Raw genomic sequence first — 21,028 nt, 5'->3', positions numbered from 1 at the left:
CCGCTGGGTTGCCGGTCTATATGATGGCTCGATCTGCACGGTGCGGGATCGCCGCGCGTTCAGGCTCGATGAGAGGTGAATGAACCCGAATGGAAACTGCCCGTCGTTCTGCCCGCGGTAACCGCCGTCGCCGATCGAGCAGTCCGACCTTCGGGCAGTTGCTGACGGGAGCCGTCGAATCGGCCGCCGATCGGGTCGCGGTTCGGTTCAACCCCTCCGGCGACCCCGCGGACCAGCGTCAGCTCACCTATTCCGAGTTCGACCAGCAGTCCTCGCAGCTGGCGCGCGCGCTCATCGGCCGCGGCATCGGGCCCGGCGACGTGGTCGCCATCGGCATCGCCCGCGGCATCGAGTCGGTACTGGCCGTGTGGGCGATCGCCAAGACCGGCGCCGCCTACGTCCCGGTCGACCCGAACTACCCGGCCGACCGCATCGCCCACATCGTCTCCGACTCCGGCGCGGTGCTCGGGCTCACCACCGGCGCGTACCGCGAGGTGCTCGGCACGGCGCTGACCTGGCTCGAACTCGACGACGCCGAGACGGCCACCCACATCGCGGCCCAGCCCGCGCACCCCATCTCCTACACCGACCGGATCCGCGGTCTCGACGAGCGGCATCCGGCCTACGTCATCTACACCTCGGGCTCCACGGGCAAGCCGAAGGGCGTGGTGGTGACCCACACCGGTCTGGCCGGTCTGGTCGCCGCCGAGCGCGCGCACTATCGCGTCACCACCGACTCGCGTGTGCTGCACGTGTGTTCGCCGAACTTCGACGTGTCGGTGCTCGAATTGCTGCTCACCTTCGCCGCGGGCGCCACCCTGGTGATCGCCCCGCCCGCAGTGTTCGGTGGCTTCGAGCTCGCGGATCTGCTGCGCCGCGAACAGGTTTCGCACATGCTCATCACCCCGGGCGCGCTGGAATCGGTCGACCCGGCGGACTTGGACGACCTGCGGGTCGTGGTCGTCGCGGGCGACAAGTTCGGCCCGGAACTGGTCGGTCGCTGGGCCGTCGGCGAGCGAGAGTTCTACAACGGCTACGGCCCCACCGAGGCCACCATCCTGGCCACCAGCACCCCGCCGATGGACCCGGCCGCGCCGGTGACGATCGGCGCCGCGATCGCCGGTGTCGGTGCGTTCGTGCTGGATTCCCGGCTGCGGCCGGTGCCCGCGGGCGTGATCGGCGAGCTGTATCTGTCGGGTCCCGCGCTGGCACAGGGTTATCTGAACCGGCCCGCGCTGACCGCGGAACGTTTTGTCGCCAGCCCCTTCGGCGCCGAATCCGGCGACGCGAACGCGCGGCTGTACCGCACCGGAGACCTGGTGCGCCGCGCCGAATCCGGTGACGGCGTCATCGAATACATGGGGCGCTCGGACTTCCAGGTGAAGATCCGTGGCTTCCGCATCGAGCTCGGTGAGATCGACAACGCGCTCACCTCCCATCCCGATATCGACTTCGCGGCCACCCTCGGCAAGACCTTGCCTTCCGGTGTGACAGCGCTGGTTTCGTACGTGATGCCGTCGTCCGGCGCCACCGTCGACGTGGCCGCGCTCGATGCGTTCCTCGCGAAATCGTTGCCCGGCTACATGATTCCGGCCGCGATCATGGTCCTGGACCAGATCCCGCTGACGCCGGTCGGCAAGCTGGATCGAAAGGCGTTGCCGGAACCTGTTTTCGCCGTGCGCGAGTTCCGCGCGCCCGCAACTCCGGTGCAGCAGGTGGTAGCCGGTATCTTCGCCGAGCTGCTGACTGCCGGTGCGCCGGAAGAGATCCGGGTCGGCGCCGACGACGACTTCTTCGAGCTCGGCGGCAACTCGCTGCTGGCCGCGCAGGCCGCCACGCGCATCGGCGCCGCGCTCGACACCCGGATTCCGGTGCAGGTGCTGTTCGAGGTCAGTACGGTCTCGGGGCTGGCCGAACGCGTCGAACGCCACATCGGCACCGGTTCGGGCCAGGAGCTGGTCGCCCAGCAGCGCCCCGATGCGATCCCGCTGTCGTTCGCCCAGCAGCGGATGTGGTTCCTCAACCAGTTCGATCCGGCCAGTGCCGTGAACAACATGCCGATCGCGGTGCGCCTGTCGGGTGCTCTCGATGTCGACGCGTTGCGCGTCGCGGTCATCGATCTGGTGGCGCGCCACGAGGTGCTGCGCACGATGTATCCGCCGGTCGACGGGGTCGGCACGCAGCTGGTACTGCCGCTGTCGGACCCGCGCGCCGTGCCCACCCTCGCGGCCGACGACGCCACCGAGGACGCGATCGCCGCCCTGGTCGCCGAGACCGTCGGCGCGGGCTTCGATGTCACCGTCGCCCCGCCGCTGCGGCTGCGGCTGCTGCGGCTGAGCGCGACCGAACACGTGTTGGTCTGCGTGATGCACCACATCGCCGGTGACGGTGTGTCGATGGGCCCGCTCACGCGCGACCTGATGACGGCATATGTCCAGCGCAGTGCGGGCAACGCGCCGGGCTGGCCCGAATTGGCCGTCCAGTACGCCGATTTCACGCTCTGGCAGCGCGCGGTGCTCGGCACCGAGGACGACCCGGAGTCGATCCTGACCCAGCAGATCGACTTCTGGCGCACCCAGCTCGCCGGTGTGCCCGATCAGCTCGAGCTGCCCACCGACCGGCCACGGCCCGCGACCGCCTCCTACCGTGGGGCGAGCCTGGACTTCCGGATTCCGGCCGAGGTACACGCCGGGCTCGATCAGCTTGCGCGCGCCCATAATTCGACGCTGTTCATGGTGGTGCACGCCGCGCTGTCGGCACTGCTTGCCCGGTTGTCGGGCAGCACCGACATCGCCATCGGCACGCCCGTCGCCGGTCGCGGTGACGCCGCGCTCGACGACCTGATCGGCATGTTCGTCAACACTCTGGTGCTGCGCGCCGAGGTCGATCCGGCGGCTAGCTTCGAAGAGCTGCTCACCCGGACCCGTGCGGTCGATGTCGCGGCCTTCGGTCACGCCGATGTGCCGTTCGAGCGCCTGGTCGAACTGCTCGACCCGGCCCGTTCGACCGCGCGCCATCCGCTGTTCCAGGTGATGCTCGCCTTCCAGAACATGGCGCGCACCGCCCTGGAGCTGCCCGGACTGACCGTCGCGGGCGTCGAGCTGACCATTCCGTTCGCCAAGTTCGACCTGCAGTTCGAGATGGTGGAGGACACCGATCGCCACGGTGCGCCGCACGGCATCGGGGTCGGGCTCACCTATGCCACCGACCTGTTCGACGCCGACACCGTCGCCGGGTTCGCCGACCGGTTCCAGCGGTTGCTGGCCGCCATCGTCGCCGCACCCGCCGAGCCGCTCGGTGCGATCGAGCTCTTGGAACCCGCCGAGCTGGACCGCATCCTGGTGCAGTGGAACGACACTCGCCGCGACCTCGCGCCGGAGCTGTTGCTCGACGGTTATCGGCGTGCCGTGGCCGAATATCCCGATGCCGTCGCCGTCGCCTACGAGGGTGCCGAGCTGACCTATCGGGAGTTCGACGAGCGGGTCAACCGGCTCGCCCGGCTGCTGATCACACAGGGTGTCGGTCCCGAATCCCTGGTCGGACTGGCGGTGCGGCGTTCGCTCGACCTGGTGGTCGGGATGTACGCGATCGTGACCGCCGGTGGCGCGTATGTGCCGATCGACCCGGATCATCCGGCCGATCGCATCGCGCACATTCTCGATACCGCCGCGCCCGCCGCTGTCCTGAGCACCACCGCGGATGCGATCGAGGTGCCTGCGGGTGTGCCGGTGATCCTGGTGGATTCCGTACCGCTCGACGAGTTCTCGGCCGCGCCTGTCGAGTTGACCGAGCCGGTTCGGCCCGAGAATCCGGCCTACGTCATCTTCACCTCCGGTTCCACCGGGCGGCCCAAGGGTGTGGCGGTGTCGCACGCGGCGATCGTCAACCAGATGATGTACATGGGCGCCGAGTACGGGGTCGGTCCGTCGGATGTGTACCTGCAGAAGACGCCCGCCACGTTCGACGTGTCGCTGTGGGGTTACTTCCTTCCGCTGCGGACCGGCGCGAAGCTGGTCGTGTCGACCCACGACGGGCACCGAGACCCGGTGTACCTCGCCGAAACCATTGCGGCGCAGAGTGTCACGCTCACCGACTTCGTGCCGTCGATGCTCTCGGTCTTCGCCGCGCACACCACCGCCGGTTCGATCCCGAGTCTGCGCGCGGTGTTCGCCGCCGGTGAGGCGCTGCCCACCGAGACCGTCGCCGACGTCGCCCGCGTCTCCACGGCGCGAGTGCACAACCTGTACGGACCTACCGAAGCTGCCGTCACGGTGACGCGTTGGCCCGCAAGCGATTCCGATCGTGGTTCGGTGCCGATGGGTGTGCCGGAGTGGAATACCTGTGTCTACGTTCTGGATTCGCGGCTGCGTGCCGTGCCCGCCGGTGTGGTCGGCGAGTTGTATCTGGCCGGTGACCAGCTGGCGCGCGGTTATGTCGCCCGTCCCGGTCTGACCGCGGATCGGTTCGTCGCCAACCCCTTCGAGCCCGGCGCGCGGATGTATCGCTCCGGTGACCTCGTGCGCTGGGGTGGGGCGTCGGCCGAGCCTGCGCTGGAATACCTGGGCCGCACCGACTTCCAGGTGAAGTTCCGCGGTCAGCGCATCGAGCTCGGCGAGATCGAGACGGCTCTGCTCGCGCAGGAGGCGATCAGCCAGTCCGTGGCGCTGGTGCTCGACACCGCATCGGGCCAGCATCTGGTCGCGTACGTGGTGGCGCGCCCCGGCGAACAGCCGGATGCCGCGGCGCTGCGGACGGCGGTGGCGGAATCGCTGCCCGCCTACATGGTTCCGACCGTTGTCACGGTGCTCGACAGCTTCCCGCTGAACCCGAGCGGCAAGCTCGACCGCAAGGCTCTTCCCGCCCCGGCCTTCACCGCGGGCGAGTTCCGCGCGCCCGCCACCCCCGCCGAGGAGATCGTCGCCGGGGTCTTCGCGGAACTGCTCGGCATGGCCCGCGTCGGCGCCGACGACGACTACTTCGCCCTCGGCGGCAACTCGCTGCTGGCCACCCGCGCGATCGCCCGCATCAACGAGGCGCTCGACGCGCAGCTGGCCATCCGCGACCTGTTCGAGACGCCCACCGTGTCGGCCCTGGCCGCGCGGATCGGCGGTGGGAGCGGTGCAGCTGCGCGCCCGCCGTTGGTCGCCACCGAACGCCCGCAGCGCATTCCGTTGTCGCTGGCCCAGCAGCGCATGTGGGTGGTCAACCAGGTCGACCCCGCTTCCGGCTCCTACAACATCCCCTTCGCGATCCGCCTCACCGGCGAACTCGACATCGCCGCCCTCGACGCGGCGGTCACCGATGTACTCGGCAGGCACGAGTCGCTGCGCACCTACTTCCCAGTGGTCGGCGACGCGGGTACCCAGGCCTCCGGCGGCTCCGGTCGCGCACAGACCAGTGGTGACGCCGCTGTGGTGGCCGACGGTATGCCCGTCCAGGAAATTCTCTCCGTGGCCGAAGCGCTGCCCGGCGGGCTCCAAGTCGAGACGACCACCGACATCCTCACTCGTGCGGCCGAATTGGCCGGAACGGGCTTCGATGTGACGCGTGAGGTTCCGCTGCGCGCGCGGTTGCTCACGGATGGAACTTCCGCGGACCGGCTGCTTGTTGTTGTGGTGCACCATATTTCGGCCGACGGTGCGTCGTTGGCGCCGCTTGCTCGCGATCTGATGACCGCTTATGTGGCTCGTGCCGCGCACCAGGCCCCGGCGTGGACACCGCTGGAAGTCCAGTACGCGGACTACGCGCTGTGGCAGCGGGCGGTCGTCGGTGACGACGAACAGCCGCAATCCCTGGCCGCCGCACAGCTCGACTACTGGCGCGAGCAGTTGGCCGACGTGCCTGCGCTGCTGGAGTTGCCGCAGGACCGCCCGCGTCCCTCGGTGCCGACGCTGCGCGGGGCCACCACCGAGCTGCGTCTGCCCGCCGAGGTGCACACCGCGCTGAATCACCTCGCGCGCGAGCACAAGTCGTCGCTGTTCATGGTTGTGCACGCGGCGCTGGCCGTGCTGCTCGGCCGGTTGTCGGGCACCTCCGACATCGCCATCGGTACCGCTGTCGCCGGGCGCGGTGAGCGGGCGCTCGATGAGCTGGTCGGCATGTTCGTGAACACATTGACGCTGCGCACCACCCTCGATCCGGCCGGTTCCTTCGACGAGGCCGTCGACGTGGCCCGTGAGACCGATCTCGGCGCGTTCGCCAATGCCGACCTGCCGTTCGAGCGGGTCGCCGAGGTCGTCGCGCCGGGTCGGGGCAGTGCGCAGAGCCCGCTGTTCCAGGTGGCGCTCACCTTCAGCAACAACGAGGCGGCCGCGCTCGAACTGCCCGGCCTCACCGTGAACGCCCTGGACACCGCGATCGCGGCCAAGTTCGACCTGCAGGTGGACGTCGAACCGCGCTTCACCGCCGCCGGTGATCCCGACGAGCTGGTCACCCTGTTCAACTACGCCACCGACCTGTTCGACGAGGCCACCGTGCGCGGCATCGGCGCCCGCTTCGCCCGCATCCTGACCGCGGTGGCCGCCGACCCGCAGATCCGCATCGGCGATATCGACATCCTCGACGAGTCCGAACGGGCCCGGCTGCTCGCAGGCGCGGCACAGGCGCCCGCGCCGAGCACCCCGTCGGGCGGCACCACGCTCGCGCAGGCCTTCACCGCCGCCGCCGAGGATGATCCCGACGGACCCGCCCTCGTCTGGGGCGACGACGCGTTGACCTACGAGCAGCTCGACGCCCGCTCCGCACGCCTGGCCCGGCTGTTGATCGCCAGGGGCTTCGGCCCCGGCGACGGGGTGGCCGTCGATCTCGCGCGCGGTGTCGACTGGGCCGTCGCGGTCTGGGCGATCCTCAAGGCAGGCGCGGCCGTGGTCCCGGTGACCGGCGCCCAGCCGCACACCGAACCCATCGCGAAGCTGAGCATCACGGTCGGCGAATCCCGTGGCGTCGACTGGATCTCACTCGACGACCCGGCGATCAAGACCGAGCTGTCCACCTATTCCGCCCGCCCGGTCACCTACGCCGACCGCACCCGCGCCCTGCGCGGCGGCGACCCGGTGTTCGTGGGCGCCGACGGCACCCGCAGCTACGACGAACTCGCCACGGCGGGTGCGCGGGTGCGCGCCGACACCGACCTGACCTTCGAAGCGCGAACCTTCGGGTACGGCGCTGTGGACAGCTTCACCGCCCTGGTGGAGCCGGTCGCCGCGGGTGTGGCCGGTGCATCGATGGTGCTGGTGCCGGCTGCGGTGGACGGTTTGTCGGCGGCGCTGGCCGAGGAGTGGGTAACCCACGTGTTCGGTGATCGGGCCGGGATCGAGGCACTCCACACCGCCGAACTCGGCGATCTGCAGGCGCTGATCGCCGACGACGCCGCACCGGGCAATCCGGGCTCGGCCGATGTGGTGCTGGTACTCGGGGACTCGCGCGCTCAGGTGGCATGACCTCGGCACTTCGCGCCGACATGTGGGAGCTGGTGCGAGACAACAAGTTTCGGTGATGGGTGAGGTGGAACAGCTATGACACGACCGGCAAGAACCCGACCGGTACGTACGCGTCGCCCGCGCGTCACCGCGTTGGCGCAGCTGCTGGCCACCGCGGTCGAGACCAATCCCGACGGTCTCGCGGTCGTCCTCGCCGACGCCACCCGCACCATCGGCAGCCTCACCTACGCCGAACTCGACGAGCGCTCCAATCGCATCGCCCGCCTGCTGATCGACCGCGGCATCGGCGCGGGCGACCTGGTGGCAATCGGAATCCCGCGCTCGGTCGAGTCCGTGCTCGCCGTCTGGGCCGTCACCAAAACCGGCGCGGGCTTCGTCCCGGTCGACCCGAACTACCCGCCGGACCGCGTGGCCCACATGATCACCGACTCGGGCGCCGTCTTCGGCTTGACCGTCGCCGCGGTCGCCGACCGCCTCCCCGCCGAGGTGCGGTGGCTGCCACTCGACGGTCACCAGCCGGGTCGGCTAGCTGACGGCGACGAGCCCTTCTTCGACGATATCTCCGGTGCGGCGATCACCACCGCCGACCGGCTGCGTCCGGTGCGGGCCGAGGACCTCGCCTACCTCATCTACACCTCCGGCTCCACCGGCCTACCCAAGGGCGTCGCGGTGACCCAGGCCGGACTCGCCGGATTCAGCGCGGAACAGACGCGCCACTACGGTGTCGAATCCGGCTCGCGCACTTTGCACTTCGCCTCACCGTCGTTCGATGCCTCGCTGCTCGAACTGCTGCTGGCGATCGGGGCAGGCGCCACGATGGTGATCGTCGACCCGAGTGTCTACGGCGGCGACGATCTGGCCGCCCTGCTGCGGCGCGAGCGGGTGAGCCACGTTTTCATCACCCCGGCCGCGCTGGCCTCGATCGATCCGGACGGACTCGACGATTTCCGGGTGGTGGCGGTCGGTGGTGAGTCCGTGCCGCCGGATCTGCTGCGGCGCTGGGCGATACCGCTCGCCGACGGCACCCTGCGCGAGTTCCACAATGTGTACGGGCCCACCGAGACGACCATCGTCACCAATATCAGTGTGCCGCTGAAACCGGGCGATCCGATGACCATCGGCGGCCCGATCAACGGCGTGGCCGAATATGTCCTCGACGACCGGCTCGGTCCCGTTCCGCCCGGCGTCACCGGCGAGCTCTACATCACCGGCGCCCAGCTGACCCGTGGCTACCACGCCCGCCCCGGACTCACCTCCTCGCGCTATGTCGCGAATCCGTTCGACCCGGCCGGTTCTCGCCTCTACCGCACCGGCGACCTGGTCCGCTGGACGGCCGACGGTGCGTTGGACTATGTGGGCCGCAACGACTTCCAGGTGAAGATCCGCGGCTTCCGGATCGAACTCGGCGAGATCGACGCGGTGCTCTCGGCGCACGAGAGCCTCGACTTCGCCGCCACGATCGGCCACGAACTCGACAGCGGCGCAACCATTCTGGTGTCCTACGTGCACGCCACACCGGGGGCTGCCGTCGATACCGCCGCCCTCACCGCCTTCGCCGAGCGCAGTCTGCCCGCGCACATGGTGCCGACCGTGCTGATGGAACTCGACGCCATCCCGCTCACCCCGGTCGGCAAACTCGACCGAAAGGCGCTCCCCGCACCGATTCTCGAGCACGCCGAATTCCGCGCTCCCACTACGCCGGTGGAGCAGATCGTGGCGGGCACCTTCGCCCAGGTGCTCGACCTCGGCGACACCCAGCTCGGCCTCGACGACGACTTCTTCGCCCTCGGCGGCAACTCGCTGATGGCCACCCAGGTGGCCGCCCGACTCGGCGCCGCGCTGGACACCGACTTCCCGGTCCGACTGCTGTTCGAGGCGTCGACGGTGGAAACGCTGGCACGTCGACTCGCCGAATCCGCCGGAGCGGGTGCTCGTCCGGCACTGGCGGCGGGGGAGCGGCCCGCGCGGATTCCGCTGTCGCTGGCCCAGCAGCGGATGTGGTTCCTCAATCAGTTCGACCCCGGATCGGTCGCCTACAACATCCCCATGGCGGTGCGGCTGCACGGCGCGATCGATGTCGAGGCACTGCGCGCTGCCGTGGCCGACCTCGTCGCCCGGCACGAAACCCTGCGCACGATCTACCCCGAGACCGACGACGGGCCGATCCAGCAGATCCTGGCCGAGACCGAGGCGACGCCCCGGCTCGAGGTGCGCTCGATCGCGCCCGATCAGCTCACCGCCGCCATGCACGAGTTCGGTTCGTCCGGGTTCGATGTGCGCGCCCAGGTGCCGTTGCGAGTCGCGCTGTTCGAGCTCGACGCCGACGCCTCGGTGCTGGCGGTGGTGGTGCACCACATCGCCGGTGACGGCTCTTCGCTCGCGCCGCTGACCAGGGACCTCATGCTGGCCTATGCGGCGCGTTCGGCCGGTAGCGCGCCTGAGTGGGCGCCGCTGACCGTGCAGTACGCCGATTACGCGCTGTGGCAGCGAGACCTGCTCGGCAGCGAGGACGATCCGCAGTCGCTGGCCTCGGCTCAGCTCGCCTACTGGCGCGCGGCGCTGGCCGGGCTGCCCGACCAGCTCGACCTGCCCGCCGACCGGCCGCGTCCGGCCGTGCAGACCTTCGCCGGTGGTCGCGTACCGATCGAGGTCGACGCCGAAACCCACCGCGCTCTGCTGGCTTTGGCGCGCAGGCAGGGCGCCACGCTGTTCATGGTCGTGCACACCGCCCTCGCGGTGACCTTGGCGAGGCTGGCGGGCACCGACGATCTGGCGGTCGGTACTCCCGTCGCCGGCCGCGGTGAGGCCGCGCTCGACGACCTGATCGGCATGTTCGTCAACACCCTGGTCTTCCGCACCACCCTCACCTCCGGCGAGTCGTTCACCGAACTCCTCGCCCGCCAACGGGACAGCGACCTCCAGGTGTTCGCGAACGCGGACCTCCCGTTCGAGCGCCTCGTCGAGGCGATCAACCCCGCCCGCTCCACGGCCCGCCATCCGCTGTTCCAGGTCGGCCTGTCCTTCCAGAACCTCAGCCGCACCGGCCTCGAACTCGGCGAGACCGCGGTCGAGGGCGTCGACGTGGACCTCGCGGTCTCCCAGTTCGATCTGCACGCCATCGTCGCCGACGCCTACGACAGCGACGGCGTCGCGCAGGGGATCAGTGGCGTATTCACCTATGCCACAGACCTGTTCGACGCGTCGACCGCCCAGACCTACGCCGACCGATTCGTGCGAGTCCTCACCGCGATCGCCACCGCGCCCGAACGTCCGGTCGACGAGCTGGAACTGCTCTCCGATGCCGAACGGGAACGAATCCTGCACGACTGGAACGCAACCGACCACTCGTGCCCGTCCGCGACGCTGGCCTCGCTGTTCGCTGACAGCGCGGCAGCCGACCCCGATGGTGTGGCGCTCGTCGATCCCGACGGCACGCAGCTCACCTATCGTGATTTCGCCGCGCGGGTGAATCAGCTTGCGCGACATCTGATCACGCGGGGCGTGGGAGTAGAGGACCGCGTGGCGCTGGCGATCCGGCGCTCCACCGACCTCGTCGTCGCGATGTACGCGGTGACGCAGACCGGCGCGGCCTACGTCCCCGTCGACCCGGATCAGCCCGCCGACCGCGTCGCTCACGTCCTCGATACGGCGGCGCCTGCCTGCGTATTGACCACCACGCGTGACGGATTCGCGGCTGTGTCGGCGCCGGTGATCGCCATCGACACGATCGATACTTCCGCGGTCTCGACCGCGCCGATCGTAGCGAGCGAGCGCGTCGGCGTGCTGCGTCCGGACAACACCGCCTACATCATCTTCACCTCCGGATCGACCGGCAAGCCGAAGGGTGTGGCGGTCTCGCACGGCGCGATCGTCAATCAGTTGCTCTGGAAGACAGCCGCTTTCGGACTCGGCCGCGACGACTCGGTCCTGTTGAAGACCGCCGCTACCTTCGACCTCTCGGTCTGGGAGTTCTGGTCGGCCGCGAGCTGTGGTGGCCGCCTGGTGATCACGGCCGCCGACGGCCACCGCGACCCCGCCTATCTGCTGCGGGTGCTCGCCACGCAATCGGTGACAACCCTGCACGTGGTGCCCTCGATGCTCGACGCGTTGCTCACCGAATCCGGCGGCGCGCTCCCGCGTTCACTGCGCCGCGTACTCGCCATCGGCGAGGCCCTGCCCGCCGCTACCGCCCAGCGTTTCCTGGCGACGACCTCGGCGGCACTGCACAACCTGTACGGCCCAACCGAAGCGTCGGTCTCCATCACCGACCACCGCGTCACCACCGACGATCGCGCCACGGTCCCGATCGGTCGACCGGTGTGGAACAGCGGCGCCTACGTCCTCGATGCCCGGCTCCGCCCGGTCCCGCCCGGTGTCGCAGGTGAGCTGTATCTAGCGGGCACGCAGCTCGCTCGCGGCTACTACGCCCGCCCCGACCTCACCGCCGACCGCTTCGTCGCCGACCCCTTCGCCGGACCCGGCGGGGCGCGCATGTACCGCACCGGCGACCTCGTCGCCTGGACGGCTGACGGCGAGCTCGACTACCGCGGTCGCACCGACTTCCAGGTGAAGATCCGCGGATTCCGCATCGAGCTCGGCGAGATCGAAGCCGCCCTGCTCGCCGCGCCGCGGATCGCCAAGGCAGCGGTCATCGCGTCGACGGATCCGCAACTCGGCGACCGGCTCGTGGCCTACGTCGTCCCCGCGTCCGGAACCTCGCTCACCGCCACGGAAGCCAAAGCCGCCGTAGCGCAGGTGCTCCCGTCCTACATGGTCCCCGCCGCCTTCGTCGTCCTCGACGACCTCCCGCTGAACGCCAACGGCAAACTCGACAGAGCCGCCCTCCCGGCGCCGGTCCTCGAACCGCGCCGCTATCGCGCACCCGAGACCGATCACGAGATCGCCGTAGCCGCCGTCTTCACCGAGGTCCTCGGCGCGCGAACCCCCGGCCTCGACGACGACTTCTTCGCCCTCGGCGGTAACTCGCTGCTGGCCACCCGCGTCGTGCACCACCTACGCGAGCACACCGGCGTCGAACTCACCGTCGCGGCGTTCTTCGCCGACCCGACCGTCGCCGGTCTCGCCGCGAGAATCAGCGACGGACCGGCAGGCGCCGCCGACCTCGAAGCCGCTCTCTCGGTCGTGCTCCCGATCGCGCGCCGCGGCACCCGCCCGCCGCTGATCTGTGTGCACCCGGTCTCCGGTCTGGCATGGGCCTACGCGAGCCTGGTGCCGTATCTGCCCGACGATCTGCCCGTGGTCGGCATCCAGTCGCCCGCGCTGAGCGATCCGGAATTCCGGCCCACGTCGGCCGAAGAACTGGTCGATCGCTACCTGGCCGAAATCCGTGGCGTCCAACCGCACGGCCCTTATCAGCTGCTCGGCTGGTCGCTCGGCGGCGTGCTCGCACAGGCTGTCGCGACCCGTTTACAGGCCGAGGGTGAAACGGTGGCATCGCTGACGATGCTCGACAGCCTCCCCGGCGCCGCACTCGCCGATTTCGGTACCGAATTGCGGCACGTGCTCGTCGAACTCGGCATCCCCGAGCACCAGCTACCCGACCGGCTCACCGAGCTGGGCGAGGAGGCGCTCGAATCGCTGCACGACGCGCTGGCGGGCGACGCGCCGATCTCGCGTGCGCAATTCGTCGGCATGTACCGCGGCGCGCTGCACTCGGTGGCGTTGCTCACCGAGCTCGAACACACCGGATTCGAGGGTGATCTCACCTATTTCACCGCCGTGCGGACCCCCCAAAAGCTGGGGGACGGCGCCTCGCGATGGCGGCCGTTCGTCAGCGGAATCATTGCTGACCACCCGGTCCAGGCCACTCACCAGCAGATGCTCTCGACTGTGGCGGTAGCCACGTTCGCAGCGGCAATTGCCCAGGTCGTCGCGGGTGCGCACGGATCCGTCGATATGTGTCCGTAACGGGCTCGATGGGCATTACGATTCCGTTGCGATAGAGTTGGTGTGTCGTGGCGCACACCTCGGCGACGGTCGGCAGCGGCTATGTAGGTGTGGCTATGCTGTGTCCGACTCGGCCGCCGGACGCGAGAGGTGTATTGGTCTGTGGAAACCCCCCGCCGCACGGGCCGTGCCGGTCGCCGACGTGCTACCGGCGTTCCGTTGTTCGGTCAGCTACTCACGGCCGCCGTCGAATCCGCGGCCGATTCGATCGCGCTGCGCTACAACCCGACCGGGATGCCCGGTGCGGAACTCCAGCTCACTTATCGTGAGCTCGACGAGCGATCCTCGCGTTTGGCTCGTGAACTCATCGATCGTGGCATGGGCGCGGGCGATGTCGTCGCGATCGCGATCGCTCGATCGATCGAATCCGTGCTCGCCGTGTGGGCCATCGCCAAGACCGGTGCCGCGTACGTGCCGGTCGACCCGGCCTACCCGGCCGACCGAATCGCCCACATCGTGGCCGACTCCGGCGCGACCATCGGCCTGACCACCGCGGCCCATCGCGCCTGCCTCGGCACCACCGCGTATTGGATCGAACTCGACGACCCGGTGGTCGCCGAACGCATCGCCGTACGGCCCGCGCACGCGGTGAGCTACGCCGACCGGGTCCGCCCGATCGACGAACGGCATCCCGCCTACGTCATCTACACCTCCGGCTCCACCGGCAAGCCCAAGGGCGTCGAGGTGACCCATGCCGGGCTGGCCACGCTGGTGGCCGCCGAGCGCGAACACTATGGCGTGGAACCCGATTCGCGCGTGCTGCATGTTTGCTCGCCGAACTTCGACGTGTCGGTGCTCGAGCTGCTGCTGCCGTTCGGCGTCGGTGCCACCCTGGTGATCTCGCCGCCACGGGTGTTCGGCGGTTTCGAACTGTCGGACCTGCTGCGTCGCGAGCGCATCACCCACCTGCTGATCACCCCGGGCGCGCTCGAGTCCGTCGATCCGGCCGGGCTGCCGGATCTGGCGACCGTGATCGTCGCGGGCGACCGGTTCGGTCCTGAGCTCGTCGGCCGCTGGGCGACCGGTGGGCGCGCGTTCTACAACGGCTACGGGCCCACCGAGGCCACGATCCTGGCCACCAGCACCACGGCGCTGCGGGCGCACGCGCCGATCACCATCGGCACCGCGGTGCCCGGCATGGGTCTGTACGTGCTCGACGCGCGGCTGCGGCCGGTGCCCGCCGGGGTGGTCGGCGAGCTGTACCTGTCCGGCCCCGCGCTGGCACAGGGGTATCTGGGCAGGCCGGGGCTCACCGCCGAACGTTTCGTCGCCTCGCCGTTCGGGCCGGGCAGGCTGTACCGCACCGGCGATCTGGTCCGCCGCTACGAACACGACGGCACGCTGGAATACCTCGGCCGCACCGATTTCCAGGTGAAGGTGCGCGGCTTCCGGATCGAGCTGGGCGAGATCGACAACGCGCTCACCGCGCACCCCGACCTCGACTACGCGGTGACGCTGGGCAAGACGATGTCATCGGGTGCGACGGCACTGGTCGCCTATGTGCTGCCGCGCGTCGGCCACACGGTCGACACCGGGGCGCTGGCGGAGTTCCTCGCGGAAACGTTGCCCGCGTACATGATTCCGTCGGTCATCATGGTGCTCGACGCGGTGCCGCTGACCCCGGTCGGCAAGCTCGATCGCGCCGCGCTGCCGACGCCGGTGTTCACCGTGCGCGGCTTCCGCGCGCCCGCCACCCCGGCCGAGCAGGTGGTGGCCGATGTGTTCGCGGCGCTGTTGCTGCGTGACGGCGCGGGCCGGGTCGGCGCCGACGACGACTTCTTCGAATTGGGTGGCGACTCGCTGCTCGCCGCCCAGGCGGTGGCCCGCATCGGTGCCGCGCTGGATGTGCGGGTGCCGGTGCAGGCGGTCTTCGAGGCGCCGACAGTCGCCGGTCTCGCCAATCGCGCCGAGCAGCAACGACTGTCGGCGCACGCGCTCCCGTTGACGCCCCGTCCGCGCCCCGAACTGATCCCGCTGTCCTACGCCCAGCAGCGGATGTGGTTCCTCAACCGCTTCGACCCCGCGTCGGCGGTGGACAACATCCCGGTCGCGGTCCGGCTCTCCGGTCGCCTCGACCTACCCGCCCTTCGCGCCGCGATCGCCGACCTGATCGCCCGCCACGAAGTTCTTCGCACGGTCTATCCGGTGTCCGGCGGCGTCGGTTCCGAGAGCTACGGCGCCGTGCTCGACGGCGAAGGTCACCAGCTGGTGCTGGCGGCGGGCGACCCGGCCGCGATGCCCGAGTTCGACGTCGTCGAGGTGGCCGAGGACGAGCTGACCGAGGCGATCGGCGCCGCGGCGCTGACCGGCTTCGACGTCACGGCCGGTCCGCCGGTGCGGGTTCGGGTGCTGGCGATCTCGGACAGCGAGCACGTCGTGGTGTGCGTGGTGCACCACATCGCCGCCGACGGATTCTCCTTCGCGCCGCTGACCAGGGATCTGCTCACCGCCTACGCCGAACGACGCGGTGGCGGCGCGCCGCAGTGGCCGCCGCTGCCGGTGCAGTACGTCGACTACACGCTGTGGCAGCGCGAACTGCTCGGCGTCGAGAACGACCCGAGTTCACTGCTCGCCGCGCAACTGGCCTTCTGGCGACAGACCCTGTCCGGCCTGCCCGAACAGCTCGAACTGCCCACCGACCGCCCCCGTCCGGCGGTCTCGAGCCGGGCGGGCGGCTCGCTGAGCATCCAGGTGCCCGCCTCGGTCCATGCCGGCCTGTCCGCGCTGGCCCGCGAGCACAACGCCACGCTGTTCATGGTCGTGCACACCGCGCTGGCCATGCTGCTGGCCCGGCTCACCGGCACCCGCGACATCGCGATCGGCACCCCGGTCGCCGGCCGTGGTGAGCAGGCGCTCGACGAGCTGATCGGCATGTTCGTCAACACCCTGGTCCTGCGCACCGAGGTGAATCCGGCGGCGAACTTCGCCGAGTTGCTCACCGAAGTTCGATCGCGTGATCTCGCGGCCTTCGGACATGCCGACGTGCCGTTCGAGCGTCTCGTCGAACTGCTGGAGCCGGTGCGTTCGACGGCACGGCACCCGCTGTTCCAGGTGATGCTGACCTTCCAGAACCTGGCCCGTTCCGATCTCGCCCTGCCCGGCCTCGCCGTGTCGTCCGCCGATTTCGCGGTGCCGCTGGCGAAGTTCGATCTGCAGGTGGAGCTCACCGAACACATCGGCGTCGACGGCGCACCGCAGGGCATGGCGGCCACGTTCGTCTATGCCACAGATCTTTTCGATCGCGGCACGGTCGCCGACTTCGCCGACCGCTGGACGCGGGTCCTCGCCGCGGTGGTGGCCGATCCGGCCAAGCCTGTGGGCGACATCGACGTGCTCGCGCCCGGTGAGCGTGAACTCGTGCTGCGCGAGGGCAATTCGCCCGGCATCGCGGTTCCCGAGGTGACCCTCGCCGATCTGATCACCGCCCAGGCGCGACAGCGACCCGATGCGATCGCGATCAGAGCGGGGGAGCGATCTATCACGTTCGCCGATCTCCTCGGCCGGGCGTCGGCGCTGGCGCGTGCGCTCATCGCGCAGGGCGCGGGCCCGGAAACCCTGGTGGCCGTTGCTGTTCCGCGCACCGAGGAATTGCCGGTCGCGTTGCTCGCGGTGCTGTTGTCGGGTGCGGGCTATCTGCCGATCGATTCCGGATACCCGGCGCAGCGCCTCGGCTACATCCTCGCCGACGCGAAACCCGCTGTGCTGCTGTCGACCTCGGCGGAGTACGACCTGCTGACCTCCCTCGCGAATCTGCCCGTGGTGTTGCTCGACGAGCAGCCCGTCTACTCCGAGGCCCCGCTGCATCCCGGCGAACGCCGCGCCGGGTTGTACCCCGATCACCTGGCGTACGTCATCTACACCTCGGGTTCCACCGGCCTGCCCAAGGGCGTCGGCGTGACCCATCGCAATGTGCTCGAGCTGTTCGCCAACACCCAGTTGCTGTTCACCTTCGACGAGGACGACGTGTGGACGGTGTTCCACTCCTTCGCCTTCGACTTCTCGATCTGGGAACTGTGGTGCGCGCTGGCAGGCGGCTCGTCGGTCGTCGTCGTCGACCACCTGACCTCCCGTTCGCCGATCGAATTCCGCGAGCTGCTGGCCACCGAACACGTGACGGTGCTGAGTCAGACCCCCACCGCCTTCGCGCAACTGGACGAAGCCGACCGCGCCGCACAGGCCGCGGGCGCCACCCCGCTGCCACTGCGCTACGTGGTCTTCGGTGGCGAGGCCCTCGACCCACGCAAGCTCAACCGCTGGTATGACCGGTACGGCAACGGTCATGGCGCGCCGGAACTCGTCAACATGTACGGCATCACCGAGACGACGGTCCATGTCTCCCACCAGGTCCTGACTTCGCGGACGGCGGAGATCGTGGCCGAGCGGGCGGACGTCGGGGGAGCGGATGCGGCGGTGGAGCGGCGTGAGGATGCCGCCGAACTGCCCGGCAGCCTCATCGGCCGCGCACTGCCAGGGCTGTCGGTGGTGGTCCTCGACGATCGGCTGCGCCCGGTGCCCTTCGGCGTCGCGGGTGAGCTCTACATCGCGGGCAACCAACTCTCGCGCGGCTACCTCGGCAAGCCGGGCCTCACCGCCACCCGCTTCGTCGCCGACCCGTTCGGCGAACCCGGCGCGCGCCGCTACCGCTCCGGTGATCTCGGCCGCTGGATCGGTTTCCGCGGCACCCCCACCCTCGAATACGGCGGCCGCGGCGACCAACAGGTCCAATTGCGTGGTTTCCGCATCGAACCGGGTGAGATCGAGGCCGCCCTGCTCCGGGTGCCCGGCGTCGGTCAGTCGGCGGTCATCGTGCGCGCCGACGAGCACGCCGGTGACCGTCTGATCGCCTACGTCGTCGCGGCGACAGATGTGGTCGAGCCCGAGATTGCCGGTCCGAAGAGCCCGGTAGGGGCACGCTTCGAACGTGGCGGCGCGGGCTTCGCCGACGAAGACTCCGGTGTGCGCGTGGCCACGGCACTTGACCCGGTGCAGGTGCGCGCCGCCGTCGCCGAATTCCTCACCGGCTATATGGTTCCCGACGCTGTCGTGGTGGTCCCCGAACTGCCGATGACCACCAACGGCAAGCTCGACCGGGCGGCCCTGCCCGCACCGGAGTTCACCGCCGCCACCACCTTCCGCGCGCCGACCACACCCATCGAACTCAGCGTTGCCGAGGTGTTCGCGTCCCTGCTCGGCGTGCCCGAGATCGGTCTCGACGACAACTTCTTCGACCGCGGCGGCAACTCGCTGCTCGCCACCAGGGCCATCGCCCGCATCGACCAGGCACTCAGTACCGACCTGGTGGTGCGCGACCTGTTCGAGGCGCCGACCGTCGGCTCACTCGCCGCGCGCGTGCGCCCGGGTTCGGTGACCGCGCCACGACCGCCGCTGATCCCGGCGCAGGATCGAGGCGTCATTCCGCTCTCGCCCGCGCAGCAGCGGATGTGGTTGCTCAACCGCATCGATCCCGACTCACCGGCGTACAACATCCCGCTGGTCCTGCGGCTGCGCGGCGCGCTCGACACCTCGGCATTGCGCTACGCCGTCGCCGACGTGCTCGAACGGCACGAGGCGCTGCGTACCCGCTTCCCGGCCGATGACGCCGAAGCTGTTCCGTACCAGGAGATCCTGCCCGTGAGCGCGGTGTTGCCCACCGGCCTCGCGCTCGAGGAGTGCGACGATCCGCGCGAACGGGTAATCCGCTTGCTCTCCGGTGGTTTCGACGTCGCCGAGCGAGTTCCCCTGCGCGCCGGGCTGTTCACGGCCCGCGCCGACGATCCGCTCGCGGAGGAGGAGTACGTGCTCGCCGTGGTGGTGCAGCACATCATCGCCGACGGCGCCTCCCTGGCTCCGCTGGCGCGTGACCTCGTGATCGCCTACCGGGCCCGCGTCGAAGGCCGCTCGCCCGCCTGGGCGCCACTGCCCGTGCAGTACGCCGACTACGCGCTGTGGCAGCGCGAGGTTCTCGGCGCGGAATCCGATGAGAACTCCACCGCCGCGAGGCAGCTGGAATTCTGGCGGCACACCCTGGCGGGACATCTCGGCACGGTGGAACTCCCGCACGACCATCCCCGCCCCTCGCACGCCTCGCTGCGCGGCGCCGACGTGAGCGCCACGCTGCCCACCGACGTCCATGTCGGCCTCGCCGAGATCGCCCGCAGGCACAACGCCTCGCTGTTCATGGTCGTGCACGCGGCACTCGCGGTGTTGCTCGCGCGGATCTCCGGCAGCACCGATATCGCGATCGGCACCCCGATCGCCGGACGCGGCGAACCCGAACTCGACGACCTGGTCGGCATGTTCGTCAACACCTTGACCCTGCGCACCGAAGTCGACCCGCGCCGCGGATTCGACGAATTGGTCAGCGCCGCGCGTGAAGTCGGCCTCGCCGCGTTCGCCAACGCCGACCTGCCGTTCGAGCGAGTCGTCGAGGAGGTGGCCCCGACCGGCACCGTGTCGCACAACCCGCTGTTCCAGGTGGTGCTCTCGTTCCACAACAACGAGACGCCCGTGCTCCGCCTGCCCGGCCTCACCATCGAGGCGATGGACCTCGCGGCCCGGCCCGCCAAGTTCGACCTCCAGGTCAATGTCGAACCGCGTCTGTCCGCGACCGGCGAACCCGACGAGATCGGCGTCGTCTTCACCTACGCCACCGACCTTTTCGACGAGCACACCGTCGCGGCTTTCGCACGCGGGCTCACCGAGATCGTCACCGCGGTCGCCGCCGATCCCACGGTGCGAGTCGGCGACATCGACCTGCGTGATGCCAGAGAACGCGAACGCGAACTGACCGCCGCGGCCTATGCGCCCGCGCCGTCGGCCAACGGCGCAGCGCTGGCGCAGGAACTGGCCTCGGCGGTGGAGGAGGACCCGGACGCGCCCGCTCTCGATCTGGGCGAATCAGAGATCGTCTACGCCGAATTCGATGCCCGTTCTTCGCAATTGGCTCGCTCGCTGATCGCCCGCGGCGCCGGGCCGGGCACCGGAGTCGCGGTGCGCCTCGACCGCGGGGTGGATGCGGCGATCGCGACCTGGGCGGTGCTCAAGGCCGGCGCCGCGGTGGTGCCGCTGATGACGATGAACGCGCGACTGCCGGGCAGCCTCGAGGTGAAGCTCGGCCTGACCATCGACATCCTCGACGCACCCGACGGCCTGGACTGGTACGACCTCGCCGACCCGGCACTGCGCGCCGAACTGGCCGCGGAATCGCCGCGCCCGATCGGCTACGCCCATCGCACCCGCGCGCTGCGCGGCGACGACGTGGCTTTCGTCGGCGGCGGCCGCACGCTGAGCTACGACGAGTTGGCGACCGCGGCCGAGCAGGTCGCCGAGCGCACCGGGCTCAACTTCGAATCGCGGACGCGAGCGGCTGGTCGACCGGATTCGGTGGCGGGCGTGCTCGAGATCGTCGCGGCCGCGATCGCGGGTGCGACGCTGGTGATGGGGGCAGACCAGGGGGGTGCGGACGAGGTGAGCCACGTGTTCACCGAGGCCGCGGTGGCCGTCGCCGAGCCCGGCGACGGGACCGGTGCGAGGATTGTCGCGCTCAGTGAGATGATCGGCAACGCCGGGCAGCCGCACGAGCGGCGCACGGTAGTCGGGATGGATGGATAGGTGGAACGAAC

Annotated in this window: 3 protein-coding genes; all 3 read left to right on the top strand. The window is 69.9% G+C overall.

Features of this window, described 5'->3' with window-relative positions; genetic code table 11:
- Positions 1–89 precede the first annotated feature (89 nt).
- The 3 genes from ASD42_RS19110 (at position 90) to ASD42_RS19100 (ending at position 21,017) form a co-directional block, all read left to right on the top strand.
- Positions 90–7,439 carry a non-ribosomal peptide synthetase gene (locus ASD42_RS19110; protein WP_056818512.1) on the top strand — a complete coding sequence of 2,450 codons (7,350 nt, stop codon included), beginning with the start codon at positions 90–92 and terminating at the stop codon, positions 7,437–7,439.
- Between the two features lie 132 nt (positions 7,440–7,571).
- Positions 7,572–13,367, top strand: coding sequence for an amino acid adenylation domain-containing protein (locus tag ASD42_RS19105; protein ID WP_442938659.1), 5,796 nt, complete (start codon positions 7,572–7,574; stop codon positions 13,365–13,367).
- Between the two features lie 141 nt (positions 13,368–13,508).
- The gene (locus ASD42_RS19100) at positions 13,509–21,017 is read left to right on the top strand and encodes a non-ribosomal peptide synthetase (RefSeq protein ID WP_084787199.1); all 7,509 of its coding nucleotides are present in this window, start codon (positions 13,509–13,511) and stop codon (positions 21,015–21,017) included.
- The last annotated feature ends 11 nt before the right edge of the window (positions 21,018–21,028 follow it).

It is taken from the genome of Nocardia sp. Root136, from assembly GCF_001427185.1.
Taxonomy (GTDB): Bacteria; Actinomycetota; Actinomycetes; order Mycobacteriales; family Mycobacteriaceae; genus Nocardia; species Nocardia salmonicida.
This window is presented reverse-complemented; position numbering and strand designations above follow the sequence as displayed.

Bases quoted from the DNA above. Each gene is read 5' to 3' on its own strand.
- ASD42_RS19110 (WP_056818512.1), top strand. From the start codon at position 90: ATGGAAACTGCCCGTCGTTCTGCCCGCGGTAACCGCCGTCGCCGATCG.